The organism is uncultured Psychroserpens sp. (assembly GCF_947501425.1).
Taxonomy (GTDB): Bacteria; Bacteroidota; Bacteroidia; order Flavobacteriales; family Flavobacteriaceae; genus Psychroserpens.
The window spans coordinates 158,264-177,242 of the sequence record NZ_CANMVN010000001.1; the positions used below are offsets into that span (position 1 = coordinate 158,264).

General features: G+C 35.0%; 18 protein-coding genes and 1 tRNA gene. 12 read left to right on the top strand and 7 right to left on the bottom strand.

Features of this window, described 5'->3' with window-relative positions; all coding sequences use genetic code 11:
* Positions 1-67: 67 nt before the first annotated feature.
* The gene (locus Q0951_RS00720) at positions 68-2,479 is read left to right on the top strand and encodes an outer membrane beta-barrel family protein (protein WP_299332976.1); all 2,412 of its coding nucleotides are present in this window, start codon (positions 68-70) and stop codon (positions 2,477-2,479) included.
* A gap of 2 nt (positions 2,480-2,481) precedes the next feature.
* Here Q0951_RS00720 and Q0951_RS00725 read toward each other — a convergent pair whose 3' ends face one another.
* Positions 2,482-3,597, bottom strand: a complete 1,116-nt coding sequence (locus tag Q0951_RS00725) for a hypothetical protein (RefSeq protein ID WP_299332979.1) — start codon at positions 3,595-3,597, stop codon at positions 2,482-2,484.
* 45 nt (positions 3,598-3,642) lie between these two features.
* Here Q0951_RS00725 and Q0951_RS00730 point away from each other — a divergent pair, with 45 nt between their 5' ends.
* Complete coding sequence (locus tag Q0951_RS00730) at positions 3,643-4,878, top strand: M28 family peptidase (protein WP_299332981.1); 1,236 nt, start codon at positions 3,643-3,645, stop codon at positions 4,876-4,878.
* A 15-nt stretch (positions 4,879-4,893) separates the two neighbouring features.
* A complete protein-coding gene (locus Q0951_RS00735) occupies positions 4,894-5,310 on the top strand; it encodes a DUF4345 domain-containing protein (RefSeq protein ID WP_299332983.1) in 417 nt (138 codons plus the stop codon).
* Here the strand turns inward: Q0951_RS00735 and Q0951_RS00740 are convergent.
* Genes Q0951_RS00740 through Q0951_RS00750 form a run of 3 tightly spaced genes read right to left on the bottom strand, consistent with a single transcriptional unit; the run spans position 5,270 to position 7,663 of the window.
* Positions 5,270-5,476, bottom strand: coding sequence for a hypothetical protein (locus Q0951_RS00740; RefSeq protein WP_299332985.1), 207 nt, complete (start codon positions 5,474-5,476; stop codon positions 5,270-5,272). The genes Q0951_RS00735 and Q0951_RS00740 overlap by 41 nt on opposite strands.
* A 59-nt stretch (positions 5,477-5,535) precedes the next feature.
* Positions 5,536-6,930 carry a radical SAM protein gene (locus tag Q0951_RS00745; protein ID WP_299332988.1) on the bottom strand — a complete coding sequence of 465 codons (1,395 nt, stop codon included), beginning with the start codon at positions 6,928-6,930 and terminating at the stop codon, positions 5,536-5,538.
* The gene (locus tag Q0951_RS00750) at positions 6,920-7,663 is read right to left on the bottom strand and encodes a prolipoprotein diacylglyceryl transferase (RefSeq protein WP_299332991.1); all 744 of its coding nucleotides are present in this window, start codon (positions 7,661-7,663) and stop codon (positions 6,920-6,922) included. Before Q0951_RS00750 ends, Q0951_RS00745 begins: the two co-directional genes overlap by 11 nt.
* Positions 7,664-7,744: 81 nt before the next feature.
* On the opposite strand from Q0951_RS00750, the gene dusB reads away from it, so the two are divergent.
* Positions 7,745-8,737 carry a tRNA dihydrouridine synthase DusB gene (dusB, locus tag Q0951_RS00755; RefSeq protein WP_299333834.1) on the top strand — a complete coding sequence of 331 codons (993 nt, stop codon included), beginning with the start codon at positions 7,745-7,747 and terminating at the stop codon, positions 8,735-8,737.
* 4 nt (positions 8,738-8,741) lie between these two features.
* Here dusB and Q0951_RS00760 read toward each other — a convergent pair whose 3' ends face one another.
* Positions 8,742-9,875, bottom strand: coding sequence for an ABC transporter permease (locus Q0951_RS00760; protein WP_367179729.1), 1,134 nt, complete (start codon positions 9,873-9,875; stop codon positions 8,742-8,744).
* Positions 9,876-9,944: 69 nt separating this feature from the next.
* A complete protein-coding gene (gene rbfA, locus Q0951_RS00765; protein WP_299332995.1) occupies positions 9,945-10,340 on the bottom strand; it encodes a 30S ribosome-binding factor RbfA in 396 nt (131 codons plus the stop codon).
* 180 nt (positions 10,341-10,520) lie between these two features.
* Here rbfA and mce point away from each other — a divergent pair, with 180 nt between their 5' ends.
* From mce to Q0951_RS00795, 6 genes are all read left to right on the top strand, one after another.
* Positions 10,521-10,925, top strand: coding sequence for a methylmalonyl-CoA epimerase (gene mce / locus Q0951_RS00770; RefSeq protein WP_299332998.1), 405 nt, complete (start codon positions 10,521-10,523; stop codon positions 10,923-10,925).
* Between the two features lie 56 nt (positions 10,926-10,981).
* Positions 10,982-11,055: transfer RNA gene (locus tag Q0951_RS00775), tRNA-Ile, on the top strand.
* Between the two features lie 443 nt (positions 11,056-11,498).
* Positions 11,499-12,242 (top strand): SH3 domain-containing protein, encoded by a 744-nt coding sequence (locus Q0951_RS00780; protein ID WP_299333001.1) that lies wholly within the window; start codon positions 11,499-11,501, stop codon positions 12,240-12,242.
* A 149-nt stretch (positions 12,243-12,391) separates the two neighbouring features.
* Positions 12,392-15,418, top strand: coding sequence for a two-component regulator propeller domain-containing protein (locus Q0951_RS00785; RefSeq protein WP_299333004.1), 3,027 nt, complete (start codon positions 12,392-12,394; stop codon positions 15,416-15,418).
* Between the two features lie 2 nt (positions 15,419-15,420).
* Positions 15,421-16,170: a LytTR family DNA-binding domain-containing protein gene (locus Q0951_RS00790; RefSeq protein ID WP_299333006.1), complete on the top strand. Its 750-nt coding sequence runs from the start codon at positions 15,421-15,423 to the stop codon at positions 16,168-16,170.
* Between the two features lie 263 nt (positions 16,171-16,433).
* Positions 16,434-16,634: a hypothetical protein gene (locus Q0951_RS00795; protein WP_299333009.1), complete on the top strand. Its 201-nt coding sequence runs from the start codon at positions 16,434-16,436 to the stop codon at positions 16,632-16,634.
* Here the strand turns inward: Q0951_RS00795 and Q0951_RS00800 are convergent, their stop codons facing one another.
* Positions 16,635-17,225, bottom strand: a complete 591-nt coding sequence (locus Q0951_RS00800) for a riboflavin synthase (protein ID WP_299333012.1) — start codon at positions 17,223-17,225, stop codon at positions 16,635-16,637. It abuts the gene before it with no gap.
* A gap of 60 nt (positions 17,226-17,285) precedes the next feature.
* Between Q0951_RS00800 and pdxA the strand changes: the two genes are divergently transcribed.
* Together pdxA and Q0951_RS00810 are read left to right on the top strand one after the other, a co-directional pair.
* The gene (gene pdxA, locus Q0951_RS00805; protein ID WP_299333014.1) at positions 17,286-18,347 is read left to right on the top strand and encodes a 4-hydroxythreonine-4-phosphate dehydrogenase PdxA; all 1,062 of its coding nucleotides are present in this window, start codon (positions 17,286-17,288) and stop codon (positions 18,345-18,347) included.
* Between the two features lie 81 nt (positions 18,348-18,428).
* Positions 18,429-18,971, top strand: coding sequence for a DUF177 domain-containing protein (locus Q0951_RS00810; protein WP_299333837.1), 543 nt, complete (start codon positions 18,429-18,431; stop codon positions 18,969-18,971).
* Positions 18,972-18,979 lie beyond the last annotated feature (8 nt).

Sequence of the window (18,979 nt, forward strand, 5' to 3'; positions counted from 1 at the left end):
GTGTGGAAAAACCGTAAATAGTATTTAAAAACAAATGCTATATTGCGTTACAAAACCCTAATTAATTTTGAAATCCCTACTCCATATTGGTCTTTTTCTGGCATGTTCTATTTTGAGCTATGGGCAAAACCTGTCGGTGTCTGGTACCATATTAGATGAAAATAATAACCCAATTGAGTTTGCTAATGTGGTGTTGTATAATGCAGATGAAAGCGACATTTTAAGGGGATCTTCAACAGATGATAAAGGCTATTTTAGTATCAGCAACCTCGAATCTCAAAGTTATATTTTAAAAGTAAGCTTTATAGGCTACAGTGAATACAAGCAAAAAATAGTACTAACAGGTCATTTAGACTTAAAAACAATTCAACTCAGTGAATCTATTGAAAGTCTGGATGAGGTGAATATCACGGCAAAAAAGCCAACATTAGAGCGACAAGCAGACCGATTAATTTTTAACGTAGAAAACACGGCTTTAGTTGAAGGCAATATGCTTCAGGTACTTAAAAGTACACCTGGCGTTTTAGTTATTGGTGACGCAATTACAGTTAAAAACGCTACACCTACAGTCTATATCAATAATAGAAAAGTTCACCTTTCATCAGAAGATCTAAACCAGTTACTTGAGGGTTCTTCAGCAAATGCTATAAAGTCGGTTGAGGTGATTACCAACCCATCTGCGAGATATGATGCCGAAAGCGGCGTAGTTTTAAATATTGTGATGAGTAAAAACCTTGTAACGGGTTATAGAGGCAGCGTTTCAACAAACTATACCCAAGCTGTGTTTCCTAGATATAATGCAGGTACTAGTCATTTTTTTAAGAATGAAGATATTAGCTTAAATGTAAATTATAGCTTTACAAAAGATAAGATTAATCGCGATGGTGATGATACCGTTAACTATTTGGATAATACTAATAATCTGGATGAAAGTTGGCGATCATTTACCAATAGGAATACCTGGTCGGAAACCCATAATCTAAATTTTAATTTTGATTATTTTATCAATGATAACAACACGTTAAGCGTATCTTCTAATACATTGTATTTACCATACTTCAAATACCGTATTTCGAATAATACGATAATTAGTGATACTAATGCAGCATTTTTATCTCGATTTACGGCTGATAATTTGTCAAGAGATAATAAATACAATTTAGGATTTGATCTTGATTTTAACCATAGCTTCGAAACAGGTCAATTGACGTTCAATACGCATTATACTACCTACAATTACGAAAGAAATCAAGATGTTTTCAGCAACTTCTTCGACTCAAATAATAATTTCCAAAACAGTTCAGCATTTAACACAAATGCCAATCAGGATACACAAATTTTATCAGCCAGAATTGATTATAGTTTACCGTTAAATGAAAATTCAAATTTTGAAACAGGAATAAAAGTGTCAAACATTAAAACGGAAAGCGATATCACACAGTTTGATGTTGATGTCAATACAGGCACAGAAACAATTGATATGCAAAACTCTGATGCTTTTGATTATGATGAACGTATCTATGCTGGATATGTAAATTATGATCTAACTCATGAGAAGTATAATCTTAATTTAGGATTACGGGTAGAGCAAACAAATCTTGAAGGGCAGTCACCTTTAAGCGATATTACCAATTCTCAAGACTACTTAGAATTATTTCCAAACCTTAGTTTTCAATATAACATCTCAGATCGTTATAATGTTTTTGCGAATTATAAACGTACTATAGCACGACCAGGTTATTCTGATTTAAATCCTTTTCGGTTTTTCTTGAATGAGAATTATGTGGTTACAGGTAACCCAAATTTGGTTCCTACCTTTGTTGATTATTATGATATTGGAACATCACTTTTTGAAGGTTTAATTACGCTAAGAGCTTACTATCAAAATTTTGATGGTGCTATTTCTGAAATTCCCAGACAAAATAATGACACCAACATTATTGAATATACGTCTGTGAATTTTGATAAAACCATTGAATATGGGTTCGACTTTGAATTAAGTTATGATTTGACCGATAAATGGAGCACATATTTTGTAACCTCTTTCTACAATAGAGAAGAGGAAACAGACCTAGGAAACGGATTTGTTAATCAAACACAATGGTCTAACTATTCCAATCTTACAAACTCAATTTCGTTTCTCGAAGACAATAGCTTAAGTGTCTATTTTGATCTTATTTGGTTAGGAAAAAACCTTCAGGCATTTCAAAATGTTGAGGACCGATTGTTCAGTCAATTAGCTATTTCCAAGAGTGTTTTTAATAATAAAGGAACCATCTCATTATCTGTTAGTGACTTATTTAATATGCATAATTTCGATGTTGTTACTCAGTACCAAAATCAATTTAACACGCAATTCATTGATGTAGATGATCGCTATGTGAGACTAGGATTCCGTTATAAGTTTGGAAATACAAGACTTGCAACTAATGAACGCACAAAAGACGTTAAAGAAAGAGATCGTTTAGAGAAAGACTGAAATTAGTCTTGCCATTCAGCAATAAATAGATTGGTGTCTCTTCCCCCTCCATTATTACGATTAGATGAAAACGCCAGATATTTTCCGTCGTTAGAAAACACAGGAAAAGCATCAAATGTCTCACCATGAGTTACACGCTCCAAATTTTTTCCATCGAGGTCTATTAGATATAAGTTGAATGGAAATCCGCGATCTGCTTCGAAATTGGAAGAGAATAAGATTTTCTCTCCTGAAGGATGAAAGAACGGACTCCAGTTAGCATTTCCTAAATCGGTTAATTGTCGTAAGTCGCTTCCATCAGCATTACAAATATAAAGCTCCATCTCTGTTGGTTCTACCAGACCTTCGGCTAATAAGTCTTTATACGCTTTGATCTCCTCCTCCGTTTTTGGACGAGATGATCTAAAGATCAATTTAGTGCCATCAGGCGAGAAGAAAGCACCTCCATCATAACCTAATTCATTAGTAATTTGTTTTACATCTGTACCATCGATATTCATGGTGTATAATTCCAAATCACCACTTCTTGTTGAGGTAAAGACTATTTTATCACCTTTAGGCGACACAGTTGGCTCAGCATCATAGCCTACTTCATTAGTTAATTGCTTTACAATGTTGCCTTCGAGATCAGCAACAAAAATATCATAGGTATCATAGATTGGCCAAATGTATTTTCCGTTTTTACGTAAAGGTGTATCAGGACACGCCTCACCTCCTAAATGTGTAGACGCGTAAATAATATGCTTGTTATCAGGTAGAAAGTAGGAGCATGTGGTGCGGCCTTTTCCAGTACTCACCATTGGAGGAGCAACACTATCCATGAATGTTTCATTGGCGTTCATCAAAAACATTTGATCACAGCTTACATTCCATGCTTTATTATTCGATTGAAACACCAATTGCTTGTCGTCAAAACTCCAATAAGCTTCAGCATTATCTCCTCCAAAGGTCACCTGACGTATAGATTTGAAATGTTTTTCTCCAGGGTAGATTAATGAATCTGAAACCGCTGTAATTGTTTCACTTTCTGAGTTTTCAGTGACTTCAGGTGTGTTGCTTTTATCGTTTTTACAACTTACAAAAAAGACGACTATTAGTATCGATACAATGTATTTCATGTGGTAATTATTAACTAAATTTGTGCAAAATTAAGATATAACACGATGAAATACACACTTATTGCCCTTTTTTTATTCGCTTTATTAGGATGTAAAACAGATTCCAAAGAAAAAGTAAAATCGGTTTCAATCAAAGATGATGTCACTTTTTTAGCAGATGATAAGTTAGAAGGTCGCCAAACAGGAAGTGATGGAGAAAAAGAAGCTGCAAAATATATCGCTCAACGATTTGAAAACTTAGGATTATCAGCTAAAGGAACCGATGGTTATTTTCAGACATTTTCGTTCAAACCGAAAACTGATCCACATCAGGAAGTAAATTACACAGTAAAAGATGGGGATAGTACAATTACCGGAACCAACGTTGTTGCATTTTTGGATAATAATGCAAGCAGTACGATTATTATAGGCGCACATTATGATCATTTAGGTTATGGTGCTGAAGGCTCTTTGTACAGAGGTGAAGCCAAAGAAATCCATAATGGAGCTGATGATAATGCAAGTGGTGTAGCTGTATTGCTTAATCTTGCCGAAAAACTAAAAACAGAAAATAAAGGAAACAATTACCTCTTTATGGCGTTTTCTGGTGAAGAAATGGGTCTTTTAGGCTCTAATTACTGGACAAAAAATGCTACGATAGATATTTCTAAAGCTAACTATATGCTTAATATGGATATGGTTGGCCGTTTAAAACAGGATAGTACATTGGCTGTCTATGGGGTTGGAACATCGCCAATTTTAAAACAAGTGGTTAAGGCTAATAACTCTAAATTCAAGATTATTGAAAACGAATCTGGTGTTGGACCAAGTGACCACACATCTTTTTACAACAGTGAGATTCCTGTATTACACTTTTTTACTGGTCAGCACGAAGATTATCACAAACCTGGTGATGACCCAGAGAAACTTAACTATGAAGGAATGGAAGCCATTTCAGAATATATTTTTGATATTATTTCTGATCTGGATGATAATGGAAAATTACCGTTTAGAGCTACAAAAAATGAGAGTGAGGAGACCCCAAGATTTAAGGTTGGTTTAGGTGTTATTCCAGACTATCTGTACGATGGAAAAGGTATGCGAATTGATGGTGTGAGTGAAGACAAACCAGCAAAAAAAGCAGGATTACTCAAAGGTGATATCGTTGTAAAGCTTGGTGATAGCCTGGTTACTGATATGATGAGCTACATGAGAGCATTGTCTACATTCGATACTGGAGATAAAACGAAAGTGGTTGTTAAACGAGGAGAACAGGAAATTGAAGCCGAATTAGAATTTTAAATTTTTAAGATATACGTGCTAAAAACCAGGAGCGACTTTATTAACAAAGTACATTTGATCATTTCGGTGATTATTGTTGTTCCTGTTGCTTTTTTGTATGCGTTTTTTCCCGATGCTCAGTTTGAGCTATTTCCTAAAACTATAGATGAACATAATTTTTACAAGGCTGTCATGGGATTGTATTTAGGTTTCTCTGTTTTATGGATTCTCGGAATTTTCAAACCTAATTACCTTAAAACAGCCATCATCACCAACATAATTTTTATGTTAGGATTAGGACTTGGGCGAGTATTAAGTGTTTTTATTGATGGAATTCCTGGTTTTGGATATCTATTTGGAACCGTTGCAGAATTGTTTTTAGGAGTTTACGGACTTTGGGTGTTGAATAGGTTTAATAACCAGCCATCAATGCACCGCAAATCCCCAAACTAACAATAAGATAAAGAGCAGCTAAAATAAAAAGTACTTTAGCGGCTTTTTTATATTTTTTTAAAACACCAAATCCAACCAATGCCAATACAATAGCAGGGCCAAACATCACTAAAACAATCAGGATGACTAATCCGTCTAAATTCCCAGGTTCTAAAAGTAAATCCATATCTAAAATATTGCGGTACAATAACCTAAAGTTAATAAAAACATAGACTAGTGTATTGATTATGTTAATTCATTTCTTAACGTATTTAGGTGCTCTTTTTTATCATCGCGATAAAATAGATTCATAGTTTCAAAAGGAATGATCTTATTGTCCTTATCTACAATATGAACGCATGACTTTTTAATGGCACGAACATCAAAATTATAAGCATCTATAAACTGCATAATAATTATCCGAAACAGGTTGTCATAACCCAAATCTGGAGCATCAATATTAGGCAAACAACACATAATAGATTTTAAATGTTCTTCAGCTTTTTCTACCGAATTTCCAGTACTGAAGAGTTCTATCATTTTTCCATGTAATTGTTCGTCTTGCTCGTAAATGATAGTGTTCTTACTATTATCCAAAAGATCGTTAGGATTGATATAGCGTGTTAACGGAAAAACTTCTCCGTCCAGTTTCAACGCATAACCCATTACCAGTGCATCAGGATTACATGGTACAGGTAGCAAATCGTCAGTATTAAAAATATCAGTTTGCTCCATAATCTTTCGTCGCACCTCGGTTAAGGTCATACGATCGGTTTCAGGATTAAAATTATCTAAGCGACCAGCAATTTGTGTTGGCTGAAATGTGACACCTCTCACACATTTCTGTTGTAAGGCATACTCTATGATTTTTCCTATTTCACCATCGTTTAAACCTTTCTGAAGGGTCACAACTAAAGTCGTTGACAGATTTAGCCGATTTAAATGATCTAAGGCTTGTTTTCTGATATCATTGAGATCTGCCCCTCGTAATTCCTGAAGAACTGTATTCTCAAATGAATCAAACTGAAGGTAGATCTCAAAATCTGGCGCATAGCTTTTTAGTCGCTCAGCGAAAGCAAAATCTTTAGCGATTTTAATACCATTGGTGTTCAACATTAAATGTCTAATAGGAAGTGATTTGGCATAATCCATAATGTCCCAAAACTGTGGATGTATGGTCGGCTCACCTCCTGAGAGTTGTACCACATCAGGTTCCTTTTCATTTTTGACAATGGCATTCAGCATGGTTTTTACTTCTTCAAGCGTACGATGTCTTCCGTACGTTGGAGAAGAACCAGCATAACAGGTCGGGCAGGTTAAATTGCAACGATCGGTCACTTCAACAACTGTAAGACAGGAGTGCTGCTCGTGATCTGGACACAACCCACAATCATACGGACAACCATAATGCGTTTTTGTATTAAAGGTATATGGTGTTTCACTTGGCTTGTTGTAGTTTCTAATATTTTTGTAATATTCAATATCATCTGCTATAAGTACTTTACTATTGCCGTGTTCATTACATCGTTTAAGCATGTATACATTACCGTTTTCAAAAACAATTTTAGCATCCACGCGACGTAAACATTCTGGACATAAACTTAAAGTGAAATCATAATACGTGTATTTTCTAACTGGCATATTTTAGTTTTTGATAGATGAACGGACTGTAGTACAACCAACAAATTACACATAATAGTTGAATAGTACTCAAGCCTGCAATGTAAAACACATTCGGTTTGATGAATTCGATAATAAATCGAAATCCGAAATATAATAACATGAATATCTTGAAGAGCTCTCCATTTTTTAAATGGGCTTTTTTCCGTAGCTGTTGCAATACGATAAACAACAGCATCAGAAAAATCAATTCATATAACGATGTTGGATGTCGCAGTAAACCATCACCTAAATCCATTCCAAATGGTGAACTTGTTGCATTTCCGTAAGTAAACTCATTAATACCAGATAAAAAACAACCAACACGACCAATAAAAATGCCCAGAATAATAGGGAGCACAAACAAGTCTCCTGATGAGGATTCTTCGCCAATTATTTTTTTAGCGAGCTCTACACCAAGCAATCCACCAAATAAACCACCCATAATGGTTTTGGTATTGAGAAGCTGGATGAGGTTTGCTTCGGAAAAATCAACCAAAGGATTTTCTAGAAGTCCGATTAAACGCGAGCCGATCAAAGCGCCCAGAGCGGCACCAAGAATGATAGATAAACGATTATTAGAGGAGATAGGATCATCACTTTTCCGACGTAAAATGACATAATATCTAAAGGCGATAAAAAAGGCCAGGTACTCTAATATCAAATGAATGTTAATAGTAACACCAAAGAGTTCGGGCTGGAATGGTATGGACAATGAGTGACAATAATTAGTTAAACTATGTTGAAGATACACAATTACCTAAAAAACTGTAATTTTGCGCAAAATAAATTGAGTTTGGTAAAAATAGGCGACATAGAACTTTCTGAATTTCCATTGCTTTTAGCGCCAATGGAAGACGTAAGTGACCCACCATTTCGTGCGTTGTGCAAAGAACAAGGTGCAGATGTGGTATATACAGAATTTGTCTCTAGTGAGGGACTTATTCGTAATGCTGCTAAAAGTGTTATGAAGCTTGATATTTATGAAAAAGAACGTCCAGTTGGGATTCAGATCTTTGGAGCTAATATGGACAGCATGCTACAAACCATCGATATTGTTGAAAAGTCTAATCCGGATATTATTGACATTAATTTTGGATGCCCAGTTAAAAAAGTAGTGAGTAAAGGTGCAGGTGCAGGGATTTTAAAAGATATCTGCCTGATGGAAAGTCTCACTGCTGAAATGGTTAAAAGAACTAATTTACCTGTGACGGTAAAAACACGTTTAGGCTGGGATCATGATTCTATAAGAATTGTTGAGGTTGCCGAACGTCTCCAGGATGTTGGATGTAAAGCCATTTCAATTCATGGAAGAACGCGTGCACAAATGTATAAAGGAAGTGCAGATTGGAAACCAATTGCCGAAGTAAAGAACAATCCGCGAATGCATATTCCTGTATTTGGAAATGGTGATGTGGATTCTCCTGAAAAGGCAGCTTTAATGCGTGATAGTTATGGTTTGGATGGTGCTATGATTGGTCGTGCTACCATTGGGAACCCTTGGTTTTTTAAGCAGGTCAAACACTTCTTTGAAACAGGCAAACACCTACCACCAATATCCATGGCAGAACGTGTGGATGCCGCCAGACGTCATCTTCAAATGTCTATAGACTGGAAAGGTGAAAAACTTGGTGTTTTTGAAACCAGACGCCATTATACAAATTACTTTAAAGGCATTCCAAATTTCAAAGAATATCGAATGAAAATGGTCACTAGTGACGACTCAAAAGACGTATTTGCAGCCTTTGATGAGGTTTTAGATAAGTTTGGAGACCATCAGTTTGTTTAATAAACTAACTTTTCACAAGCGATTTTGAAATTCGTTGCGACGCTAATTTAGAGGCCAAAATTCCTAGAACAATTATAGTCAAAAGCACAATTAAGAAGTTAATAGCTTTCAATTCTACAGGATATGGTAATGAAGGTGTGAGCATCACTAATGCAAATTGCTTTTGAAGAAATACAATAATAAGTCCTAAAACAGCACCTATTGTTCCTGCGAGAATTGTCATTAATGTACCTTGCAAAAAGAAAATACGTCGGATATCTTTCGTTGTAGTTCCCAAATTGAATAAGGTGTTTAAGGATTCTTTCTTATCTAAAATCATCATGATCAAAGCACCAATCACATTAAACAGAGCAATAATAATGACCAAAGTGAAAATAAGGTAAACCGCTACATTTTCAGTATTAAGCATTTTGTAAAGTGCATCATTGAGTTGTGCCCTGTCTTTTATGGTAATCTTATCTCCAAATACGCTTTGTATATCTGCTGTAACTTGAGTTTGGTCTGCATCAGGATCTAATTTGAATTCTATAGAGGAGATCTGATCTTCGCTATAATTCAGCAGGTATCTTGCGGTTTCTATATTGGCAAAGATGTATTCGTTGTTGATGTCTTCGTTAATATCCAGCAGACCAATATTATACGCTTTGATAGAGTTAAAAGCCCCTTTTACTGAAGTAATTTGTCCTTTTCCGGGTTTGGGCACATAGATCTTTTGATGCTTGGTCAGATCTAAAACACCATAAGAAAGTTTGTTGGAAACGCCACCACCAGATACAATTTGATCAGTGCCAGGTTCGAGCCAAATTCCAAAGTAGATCATAGAATCAATAGACGTAACCTTCGTGAAATTCTCGTCAACACCTTTCATGGTAACAATTTGACGTTTATTTTCAAATTCCAGAATTACACGCTCTTCAATGGTTTTAGAATATTCTATGATACCTGTAATGGATGAAATAGCAGTAGCATCTTCATTAGATAGCGTGAATGATTTTCCTTCCGAAGGAAACACTTTCAAATCTGGATCAACAAATGAAGAAAATTCCAGACTAAAATTTTTAAGTCCTGCAAAACCAGATAACACAATAAATAAAGCAGCAGCAGCAATGACCGTTCCTGAAGCCGCGATAATGGTCATGATGTTTATGGAGTTGTTACTGCTTTTAGAAAACAGATATCGTTTCGCTATGTAAAGAGCGACATTCACCTATTTCTTTTTGCGTTTATCCAAAAGGTCCTTGTCTTTAATTGGATTGTCTTCACCTTTCAGTGAACGTTCGATACCTTCAATATATTCTAAAGAGTCATCAATAAAAAACTCTAAACTTGGCATACGACGTAATTGATTTCGGGTACGTTGTGCTAGTTCATGGCGAATAAGCGATGTGTTTGAACGAATACCTTTTATGAGTTCGTCAGCCTCTTTATTTGGAAATATACTGAGGTATACTTTGGCAATCGATAGATCGGTTGTGACACTCACTTTACTCACTGAAATAATAACGCCACGTAAACCACCATCTGTAGCTGCTTTTTGTAATACTTCGGCGAGGTCTTGTTGTAAAATACCTCCTATTTTTTTCTGTCTTTGTGTTTCTTCCATAGTCAAAATTTTAAGTCATCGTCATGCTATCTTTTCAATTCTAATATAATGACTTTGTAATAATTAAATAATATCATTTGCAAAAGTAGACTTATTCAACGAATATTTTATTTTTGATAACAAAATTCATACCTTATTATACGATTTCCGTTGTAACTTCGGAAACCAAAACACGAATACATGAAAAAAATTGAACATATAGGAATTGCCGTAAAAGATCTTGAAGCGTCTAATGCGTTATTTGCAGGATTATTTGGAAAGGAACATTATAAAATTGAAGCTGTAGAGAGTGAAGGCGTTATGACCTCTTTTTTCAAAGCTGGTCCTAACAAAATTGAGCTGCTACAAGCCATGAATGAAGATAGTCCTATTGCAAAATTCATTGAAAAGAAAGGCGAAGGTATTCACCATATTGCTTTTGCGGTGGATGATATTGAAAAAGAGATCGAGCGATTAAAAGGCGAAGGATTTAAAATGATACATGAAACACCAAAAAAAGGTGCTGATAACAAGCTAATAGCTTTTTTACATCCAAAAGCTACAAATGGCGTACTCATTGAGTTGTGTCAGGACATTGATGCGTAAATTGGTATAAAATCCTTGCAGCCTTTGAAAATATGTAGTAATATTGCAGCCTTATTGGTCCCATAGCTCAGTTGGTTAGAGCATCTGACTCATAATCAGAGGGTCCTTGGTTCGAGCCCAAGTGGGACCACATAGTGGAAAAGCCTTTGCGACAGCGAAGGCTTTTTTTGTGGAGCAAGGCGGAACAAATCTTGGACGAGAAGTTTATCCCGTACTTGATATGTGGAGCCTTATAACGTATCATAAAAGTTAAAACTCATACACATATGTTAGGCTTATTTTATTCCTAAAACCCAATCCTCAACGAATTCTAAACCATCCTTAACGAATTCTAGAAGCGTCCAAATTTCACTTTAGTGTCAATATATCTTTGAAGTATCAAACACCAATTATAGTTTGAATTTGTTGAAAAAGAAAATGAAGATTTTTTTCTTTATGTGAAAAATAAAATTAAAGCATAGCTTTTGTTACGGTTTTATTTTCTTTTGAAACAGAAAGGGCAAAAAGAACATTTTATTAAAATGAATTCAAGCTGTAAGTGGTGTAATTTATAAACCCATAAAACAGAATACTATGAAAACTTTAAAGAACACCAAAACAGAACACAAAACACAAACAAGAGCAGCTAAACTGTTTCAAGCCGTAATGATCTTAGCTATGCTATTTATCGCATCAGATATTTACGCACAATCCCATGAGGTAGAATTTGATATCTATACCACTTCGGCAACAAAAGCTACACAACACTTATTAGCCGATGATGTCGCACTTAGAGATTGTGCAGCTGTACAATGTGAAAAATTAACGACACTCAAGATAGGTACTCGTGTTAGATTACTGGCAAAAAGCGAAACACCAAACACTATTAATGGTATCACCAGCAGATGGTACAAAGTAAAAATGGGACCACAAGTAGGATGGATCTGGGGCGGACTCATCTCACAAAAAACAATGGTAAGCCAAATTGACCCTCAAATCAAATTTGTATTCGGTGAAGCTGGTATTGATTTTAAAGGTTATAAGCGTTTCCAGATCAGAGCTATTAAAAATGGTGTGGAGGTTGATAAGATCTATGTGAAATCTGAGACCTTAAGTCACAATTTGGTAAGCCTTATGGATAAAACAGACAATACTTACGGTACAGACGTAATCACATTATGTGGAGATGAAGGAGAAAGTTGCGAAACTAATGATAGTAAGTCGTATGTGGTTTTTAAAGACAACAAATTGATGCAAACTACAAGTTTAGCTGCCTTACAAAAAGTAAAAATGGATAAAGGCTATTATGCCTTCTCATGCGAATTAGATAATGAATAAAAGAATTTAGTTGATGTTGTGATTCATGTTTTTAGCGCTGTACGCATTTTTAAAGTACAGCGCTTTTTACCATTTGTAAAAATTCTGGATACTTCAACTAAAAAAACTGCGTTCAAAATTGTAAGTTGCAACAACATAAAAACCCACTATTGAAATTTAAAACGCTATATCACTTTTTCATCTGTTTCTTCGGAATATGGATCACTGCTCATGCACAAAATCGACAGCTAAGAGCGTTTACTCTTGAAGATGGTTTGCCACAGTCGCAAGTATATGCCATGACGCAAGATGATCATGGGTACTTATGGTTGGGAACCCAAGGTGGCGGACTGGCGCGTTTTGATGGGAATACTTTTAAAGTGTTTAACGAAATCAATGGATTAGGGTCTAATTACATTCATGCTTTAAGTGCTATTAATGGTACACTTTATATTGGGACAAAACGCGGACTCACAATTTTGGACAATAAAGCCTTTCAAAATTTAGAATTACCTCAGGTCAATAAAATCCTTGAAGTCAATAATCAGCTTGTCCTGCTCACCAGCAAAGGCGTGTATACATTAGATGATAATAGTTCCGAAGACAAAGTAAAACTACATTCTGAAATAGATACGGTATCAGTTAATGATCTGCTATTTTTCGATAACTATTTTTGGATTGCTACACAGGACGGACTTTGGAAATCAAGTGCACTAAACTCTAATTCGGAAACGCTGGAAAAGATAGAACGAGGTGAATTTAAATCGCTTGCTGGTTTCAATAATAAGGTCTATGCATCTACTTTTAACGATGGGACAATTGTCTTTAATAGTCAAAACTTTGATGATCAACTATTAATCAGAGAGCCTTTACGTATTAATAGTACTTCAATTCAAAATACAGACCAGCTTTGGATGGCAACCGATAATAACGGTGTTTCTGTAATTGATCTTCACACTAATGATGAATTATTCAGATTAACTGGAGCTAACGGATTGTCAGTGCCTAACGTAAGACAGGTAATTTCTGACAAAAAGGCGAATATATGGATAGCCACTTCAGGAGGAGGTTTATACAAATATTTTCAGAATAGTTTCAAACATTTCAACACGGAAACCGGACTCAATGGAAATCGGGTTTATGCTGTTCATCATAATGATAAAGGCATATGGATCTCCAATTCTGAAGCAGGACTCATGAGAATTGACAACTATGGTATTCATGATGTTGATATTCCTGAAGCGTTTTCCGAAGTAAAAATTAAAACCATAACGAGTGACCTTAAAGGAAATCTCTGGGCTGGATCTGAAGGTAGAGGATTATTGTTCCGAGGGAAAATAAATATTAGCCCTTTTGCTGAGGATACCTTGAAGCAAACAAAGAAAGCATTTCCCAGAACCATTGAAGTGTCTAAGGTTTTGAATACCGACAATGGGTTTCCACTGGATGATTGGATCAGAAAGATTCATATTGACAAAAAAGCCATTTATGCTGCAACCTATTCTAGCGGGATTGTGAAATTTAATTACGATCCTGTTGCAGACAGCTTGACTGTTCATAAGGTTTTTTCGACGCAAGAAGGCATTGAAGACCTGTTTATCAAAGACATGGTAAAAGATGATAATGGTAAACTTTGGTATGCTACAAGAAATGGTCATTTAGGATACTTGCAAAATAACACGATCACGCATTTAGGTCAAGTTTTGGACCTTCAAGTACCAATTAATACCATTTTATTTCATAAGAATAGCATGTTTTTAGGAACTGCTGGTCAGGGAGTTTGGTGGTCAAATGACGAAAACTTTAACACCTTTAAAAAACTAAATGGGATTAAAAAATTAGCTTCAGAAAATATATACCAACTTATTTTTGATGACCAAGGTTACTTTTGGGTTGGAACCGAACGTGGTGTAAATAAACTTGAGCTGGATAAAGACAATCAAATTAAGGACGCTTTTTTCTTCGGAAGAAATGATGGGTTTTTAGGAATTGAAACCTGTTTAAATGCCGTTGATAAAGATGCAAATGGACATTTATGGTTTGGTGCGTTATATGGCTTAACCGAATATCGTCCTACCGAGAACAATCAGGAGACTGAAAAACCGAATCTTTTTTTAGAAGATGTAAAGGTAGCTTATGAAAGTGTAGATTCTATTAATTTATCAAAATGGAGCAATTCTGATCATGTATTAAAACTGACACCAGAACAAAAGCAAGTTAGTTTTTCATTTAAAACTGTTGACATAGATCATCCTAATGGGATTGAATATCGTTACAAGCTAAATGAGAACGAATGGAGCCCTTGGTCAAGAAGTGAAACTCAGGATTTCTCAGAATTGAATTTTGGCGCTCACGATTTTTTAGTCCAATCTAGAAACCATCGCTGGAAAGAAAGTGAACCACTGCGATTTTCATTTTATATCGAGAGTCCGCTCTATAAAAAAGGATGGTTCCAATGGCTTATTGTTGGTCTTGTAGCTTTAATCTTGTCTGTGTTAATCTATCAATATATTAAACGTCTCAAGACAAAGAACACAAAAGAGAAAGAGCGATTAGAATTAGAAAATCACTTACTCACTTTAGAGCAGAAAGCGTTGCGTCTACAAATGAATCCGCACTTTATTTTTAATGTACTTAACGGAATTAAAGCGATGGCGCCAACTAAGCCTGAAAAAATGAACGAAACGGTTAATAGTTTTGCCACGCTTTTACGTGAGACATTAGTTAACTCCAGAAAAGACGCCATAAGTTTAGATCAGGAGATTAAGACCTTACGTCATTATATTGAAGTAGAACGTTTAATGGCTGAACAATTGTTTAGCTATGATATCGTCTTAAATACTGATTTGGATGCAGAAGAAATATTAATCCCTCCAATGTTAATTCAACCCTTTGTGGAGAACGCTATTCGCCATGGAATTTTAAAAGGACCCAGAGCAGGCGAACTTGAAATTGAGTTTACTACGACAAAAGATATTTTGAAAGTGACAATTTCAGATAACGGTATTGGTATTTACAGTTCTCAGCAACACAAACCTAAAACAGATCATCAGTCTATGGCATTGACGGTTACCAGAGAGCGACTGGAATCTATTTCAGGGACAGGCACATTGAAAATAAAAGAAATAAAAGATAACGACGGAAATATTAGTGGCACGACCATTGAGTTTAGTATTCCGTTAGAAACTGATTATTAACTATGTTAACAGCAATTATAGTAGAAGACATGAAAGATGCAATGGAGCTTTTAAAAAGTGACCTTGCTACTCATCATCCAGAGATAAATGTTATCGATACAGCACAAAGTGTTGTTGAAGCGGCAAAAGTACTTCGGAAAGTACAGCCGGATATTTTATTCTTGGATATTATGCTTGGAGATGGAACAGGCTTTGACGTATTAGAGATCTTTCCCGATTTGAGATCAAAGATCATTTTTGTAACCGCAAGTGATGAATTTGCTATTAAAGCGTTTAAGTTTGCTGCTATAGATTATGTTTTAAAACCTTATGCTAATGAGGAACTGGGTCAAGCCATAGAAAGAGCAAAACAGCAAATCCAACCCAATAAAGAACGCTTAAATATATTAAAGGAAACCCTATCTGCTCCAGAGAAAAAACCCGATAAAATATCATTACATACACTAGATAAAATAATAATTGTTAATCTGGACGATATTGTACGTTGCGAGTCTGACAGTAATAATACCATGTTTCATCTTCAGGACGGAAAAAAAATATTTGTCACCAAAACCTTAAAATACTTCGCAGACATGCTAAAACCTTATGGGTTTTTGAGAATTCATCAAAGTCATCTGGTTAACCTTCAGTGTATAAGCGCATTTATTAAAACAGACGGTGGGTATTTAATGCTGAAAAACGGTGAAAATGTACCTGTTTCTGTTAGAAAAAAGACAGAGGTTATTGAAATTTTAGATCAAATGCATCGTTGACCATTAAATTTATAAGAGATCTATAAAACCATAATAAGGTTTTTTTCGTAAGTGTAATTGTAAAACGCATGGTAACAATTATTTAAAACTAAAAATACGTAGATTTTCTTTCGATTATGATAAAAAAGCATATATTTGGATTTAATATAAATTTAACGTAATCGACTAAAATCATGCTTTTCGTCGAATTTTTTTGCGTTTTATGGATGTTTTTTTGCTATTTAATTTTGTTGAGACCTTTTTTTTTATACATTTACGCCATAATGAGAATACAAAACAAGAAAATCTTTGCCTCGATCTTATTTGTATTAATAAGTTTTGTATGTGTAGCACAAGGTGGTGATCCACCTCCTCCTATGCCACCACCACCTCCAGGATTACCTATTGATGGGTTTACCACAATAGCCGTAATTTTAGGAGCTGCATTCGGTATAAAAAAGACGATTAATAACTCAAAACACTAGTTATAATCTAGCTTCATAAAGTTTCTGTATATATTTCCCCAGAACATCAAATTCTAAATTGATTTTAGATCCTTTTTTAAGGTGTTTGAAATTAGTGTGCTCATAAGTGTAAGGAATAATAGCCACGCTAAAGTTATTTTTTCCTGAATTTACGACAGTTAAGCTCACTCCATTTACAGTGGCAGATCCTTTTTCAATGGTCACATTTCCGTAGCTATCATCATAACTAAAGGTATATAGCCAACTTCCATTTTCCTCTATAACGTTCTCACATGTACCTACTTGATCTACATGACCCTGTACAATATGGCCATCGAGCCGATCACCAAGCTTCATGGCACGTTCTAAATTAACCAGGTCTCCAATGTTGAGGTCTCCTATATTGGTTTTATCTATAGTTTCTTTGATAGCGGTAACCGTGTAATCCTCTCCGGAAATATCTACAACTGTCAAACAAATTCCATTGTGAGCCACACTTTGATCAATTTTTAATTCAGAAGTGATATGACTTCGTATGGTAATATGTAGGTTGTCTAGTTCTTTTTTTACGTTTGTAACAGCGCCGAGATCTTCAATAATTCCTGTAAACATAGTGTCGAATAAATAGTTAAATTTGCAATTACAAAATTACGGACATTAGAAAACATCTTAATGGAAAAAGACAAAAAAATAAAACTAGGCATTTCAATAGGAGATCTCAATGGAATTGGATCTGAAATCATAATTAAGACTTTTGAAGATAATCGAATGCTGGAGTTTTGTACTCCTGTAATTTTCGCCTCTGTTAAAGTGATGTCTTTTTTCAAAAAACACTTTAAAAGTAGCATTAATTTTCATGGCATCAATCATACAGATCAAATTATAGATGGCAAGATTAATGTGCTTAATGTTTGGAAAGAAAATGTCACAATCAACTTTGGAGAGGAAGATATAAAGATTGGTGAATATGCAGTAAAATCTCTTGAAGCAGCAACTAAGGCGCTAAAAAATGATACAATTGATGTCTTGGTCACAGCTCCAATTCACAAGCACAATATTCAATCAGAACGTTTTAAATTTCCTGGACACACTAATTATTTAGCTAAAGAACTAGGAGGTAAAAGTCTGATGTTTATGGTAACAAACAGCCTTAAGGTTGGTTTACTTACAGACCATGTTCCTGTGAAAGATGTGCCTAATCATATAACGGCTCAACTAATTAATGAAAAAATTGATACCGTTTACAATTCTTTAAAACAAGATTTTAGAATCAGTAAACCTAAAATTGCTGTTTTAGGAATCAACCCTCATGCAGGGGATAATGGTGTTATTGGAGAAGAGGATGATAAAATATTACGACCAACTCTTCAAGATATAAAAGAGAAAGGTAAAATGGTGTATGGTCCGTACTCTGCAGATAGCTTTTTTGGATCTGGAAATTATAAAAATTTTGATGCTATCATTGCCTCTTATCACGACCAAGGTCTTATTCCGTTTAAAACAATAGCATTTGGGCATGGGGTAAATTACACTGCAGGTCTCTCTAAAGTTAGAACTTCTCCTGATCATGGAACAGCTTTTGAAATTGCAGGAAAGGGACAGGCAGACAATGGTTCATTCAAGGAAGCTGTGTTTACTGCTATAGAGGTTTTTAAAAATAGGAAGGACTATAATGAATACTCAAAAAATCCACTAAAAAAGGCTCCCAAAAAGGAACAAAAAAAGCCAAGGTAAATCTTATGAACATTTTTTGTTTATAACCCTCGTTTAATTAATTAAAATTTATATATTTGCAGGCTCAAAATGAATGCGATGATGAAGCCCTTAAAGGAATATACGATACCATTTATTGGTCTCAAAGTAGGAAAGCACCATTTTGATTATCAAATTGATAAAGCGTTCTTTGAACATTTTGAGTATGATGATTTTAATGATGTAGATGTTAAAACAGTGTTGTTATTTGAAAAAAAAACAACTTTGTTGGAGCTGCACTTTGAGATTTCTGGAGTTGTAAATGTGAATTGCGACCTAACTAACGAGCCCTACGATCAAGCGGTCGAAGGTGAATTTAATTTGGTAGTTAAGTTTGGGGAAGAATACAATGATGAGTTTGAAGACATTGTGATTGTACCTCATGGAGAATATGAAATCAATGTAGCGCAATATATTTATGAGTTAATCATTTTGTCAATGCCTGCAAAACGTGTTCACCCAGGAGTAGAAGACGGCACATTAGACTCAGACATACTTAAAAAACTAGAAGAATTAAGTCCTAAGGACTTAGATGATAAAGAAGAAACATCAGAGGATATAGATCCTCGTTGGAATACATTAAAAAAACTATTAACGGATAAATAACATATAAA

What these genes read in the sequence shown, in the direction of transcription:
- Q0951_RS00725 (WP_299332979.1), bottom strand. Translation starts at nt 3,597, where the DNA reads ATGAAATACATTGTATCGATACTAATAGTCGTCTTTTTTGTAAGTTGT.
- Q0951_RS00730 (WP_299332981.1), top strand. Translation starts at nt 3,643, where the DNA reads ATGAAATACACACTTATTGCCCTTTTTTTATTCGCTTTATTAGGATGT.
- Q0951_RS00740 (WP_299332985.1), bottom strand. Translation starts at nt 5,476, where the DNA reads ATGGATTTACTTTTAGAACCTGGGAATTTAGACGGATTAGTCATCCTG.
- Q0951_RS00745 (WP_299332988.1), bottom strand. Translation starts at nt 6,930, where the DNA reads ATGCCAGTTAGAAAATACACGTATTATGATTTCACTTTAAGTTTATGT.
- Q0951_RS00760 (WP_367179729.1), bottom strand. Translation starts at nt 9,875, where the DNA reads ATGACCATTATCGCGGCTTCAGGAACGGTCATTGCTGCTGCTGCTTTA.
- rbfA (WP_299332995.1), bottom strand. Translation starts at nt 10,340, where the DNA reads ATGGAAGAAACACAAAGACAGAAAAAAATAGGAGGTATTTTACAACAA.
- mce (WP_299332998.1), top strand. Translation starts at nt 10,521, where the DNA reads ATGAAAAAAATTGAACATATAGGAATTGCCGTAAAAGATCTTGAAGCG.
- Q0951_RS00780 (WP_299333001.1), top strand. Translation starts at nt 11,499, where the DNA reads ATGAAAACTTTAAAGAACACCAAAACAGAACACAAAACACAAACAAGA.
- Q0951_RS00790 (WP_299333006.1), top strand. Translation starts at nt 15,421, where the DNA reads ATGTTAACAGCAATTATAGTAGAAGACATGAAAGATGCAATGGAGCTT.
- Q0951_RS00795 (WP_299333009.1), top strand. Translation starts at nt 16,434, where the DNA reads ATGAGAATACAAAACAAGAAAATCTTTGCCTCGATCTTATTTGTATTA.
- Q0951_RS00800 (WP_299333012.1), bottom strand. Translation starts at nt 17,225, where the DNA reads ATGTTTACAGGAATTATTGAAGATCTCGGCGCTGTTACAAACGTAAAA.
- pdxA (WP_299333014.1), top strand. Translation starts at nt 17,286, where the DNA reads ATGGAAAAAGACAAAAAAATAAAACTAGGCATTTCAATAGGAGATCTC.
- Q0951_RS00810 (WP_299333837.1), top strand. Translation starts at nt 18,429, where the DNA reads ATGAAGCCCTTAAAGGAATATACGATACCATTTATTGGTCTCAAAGTA.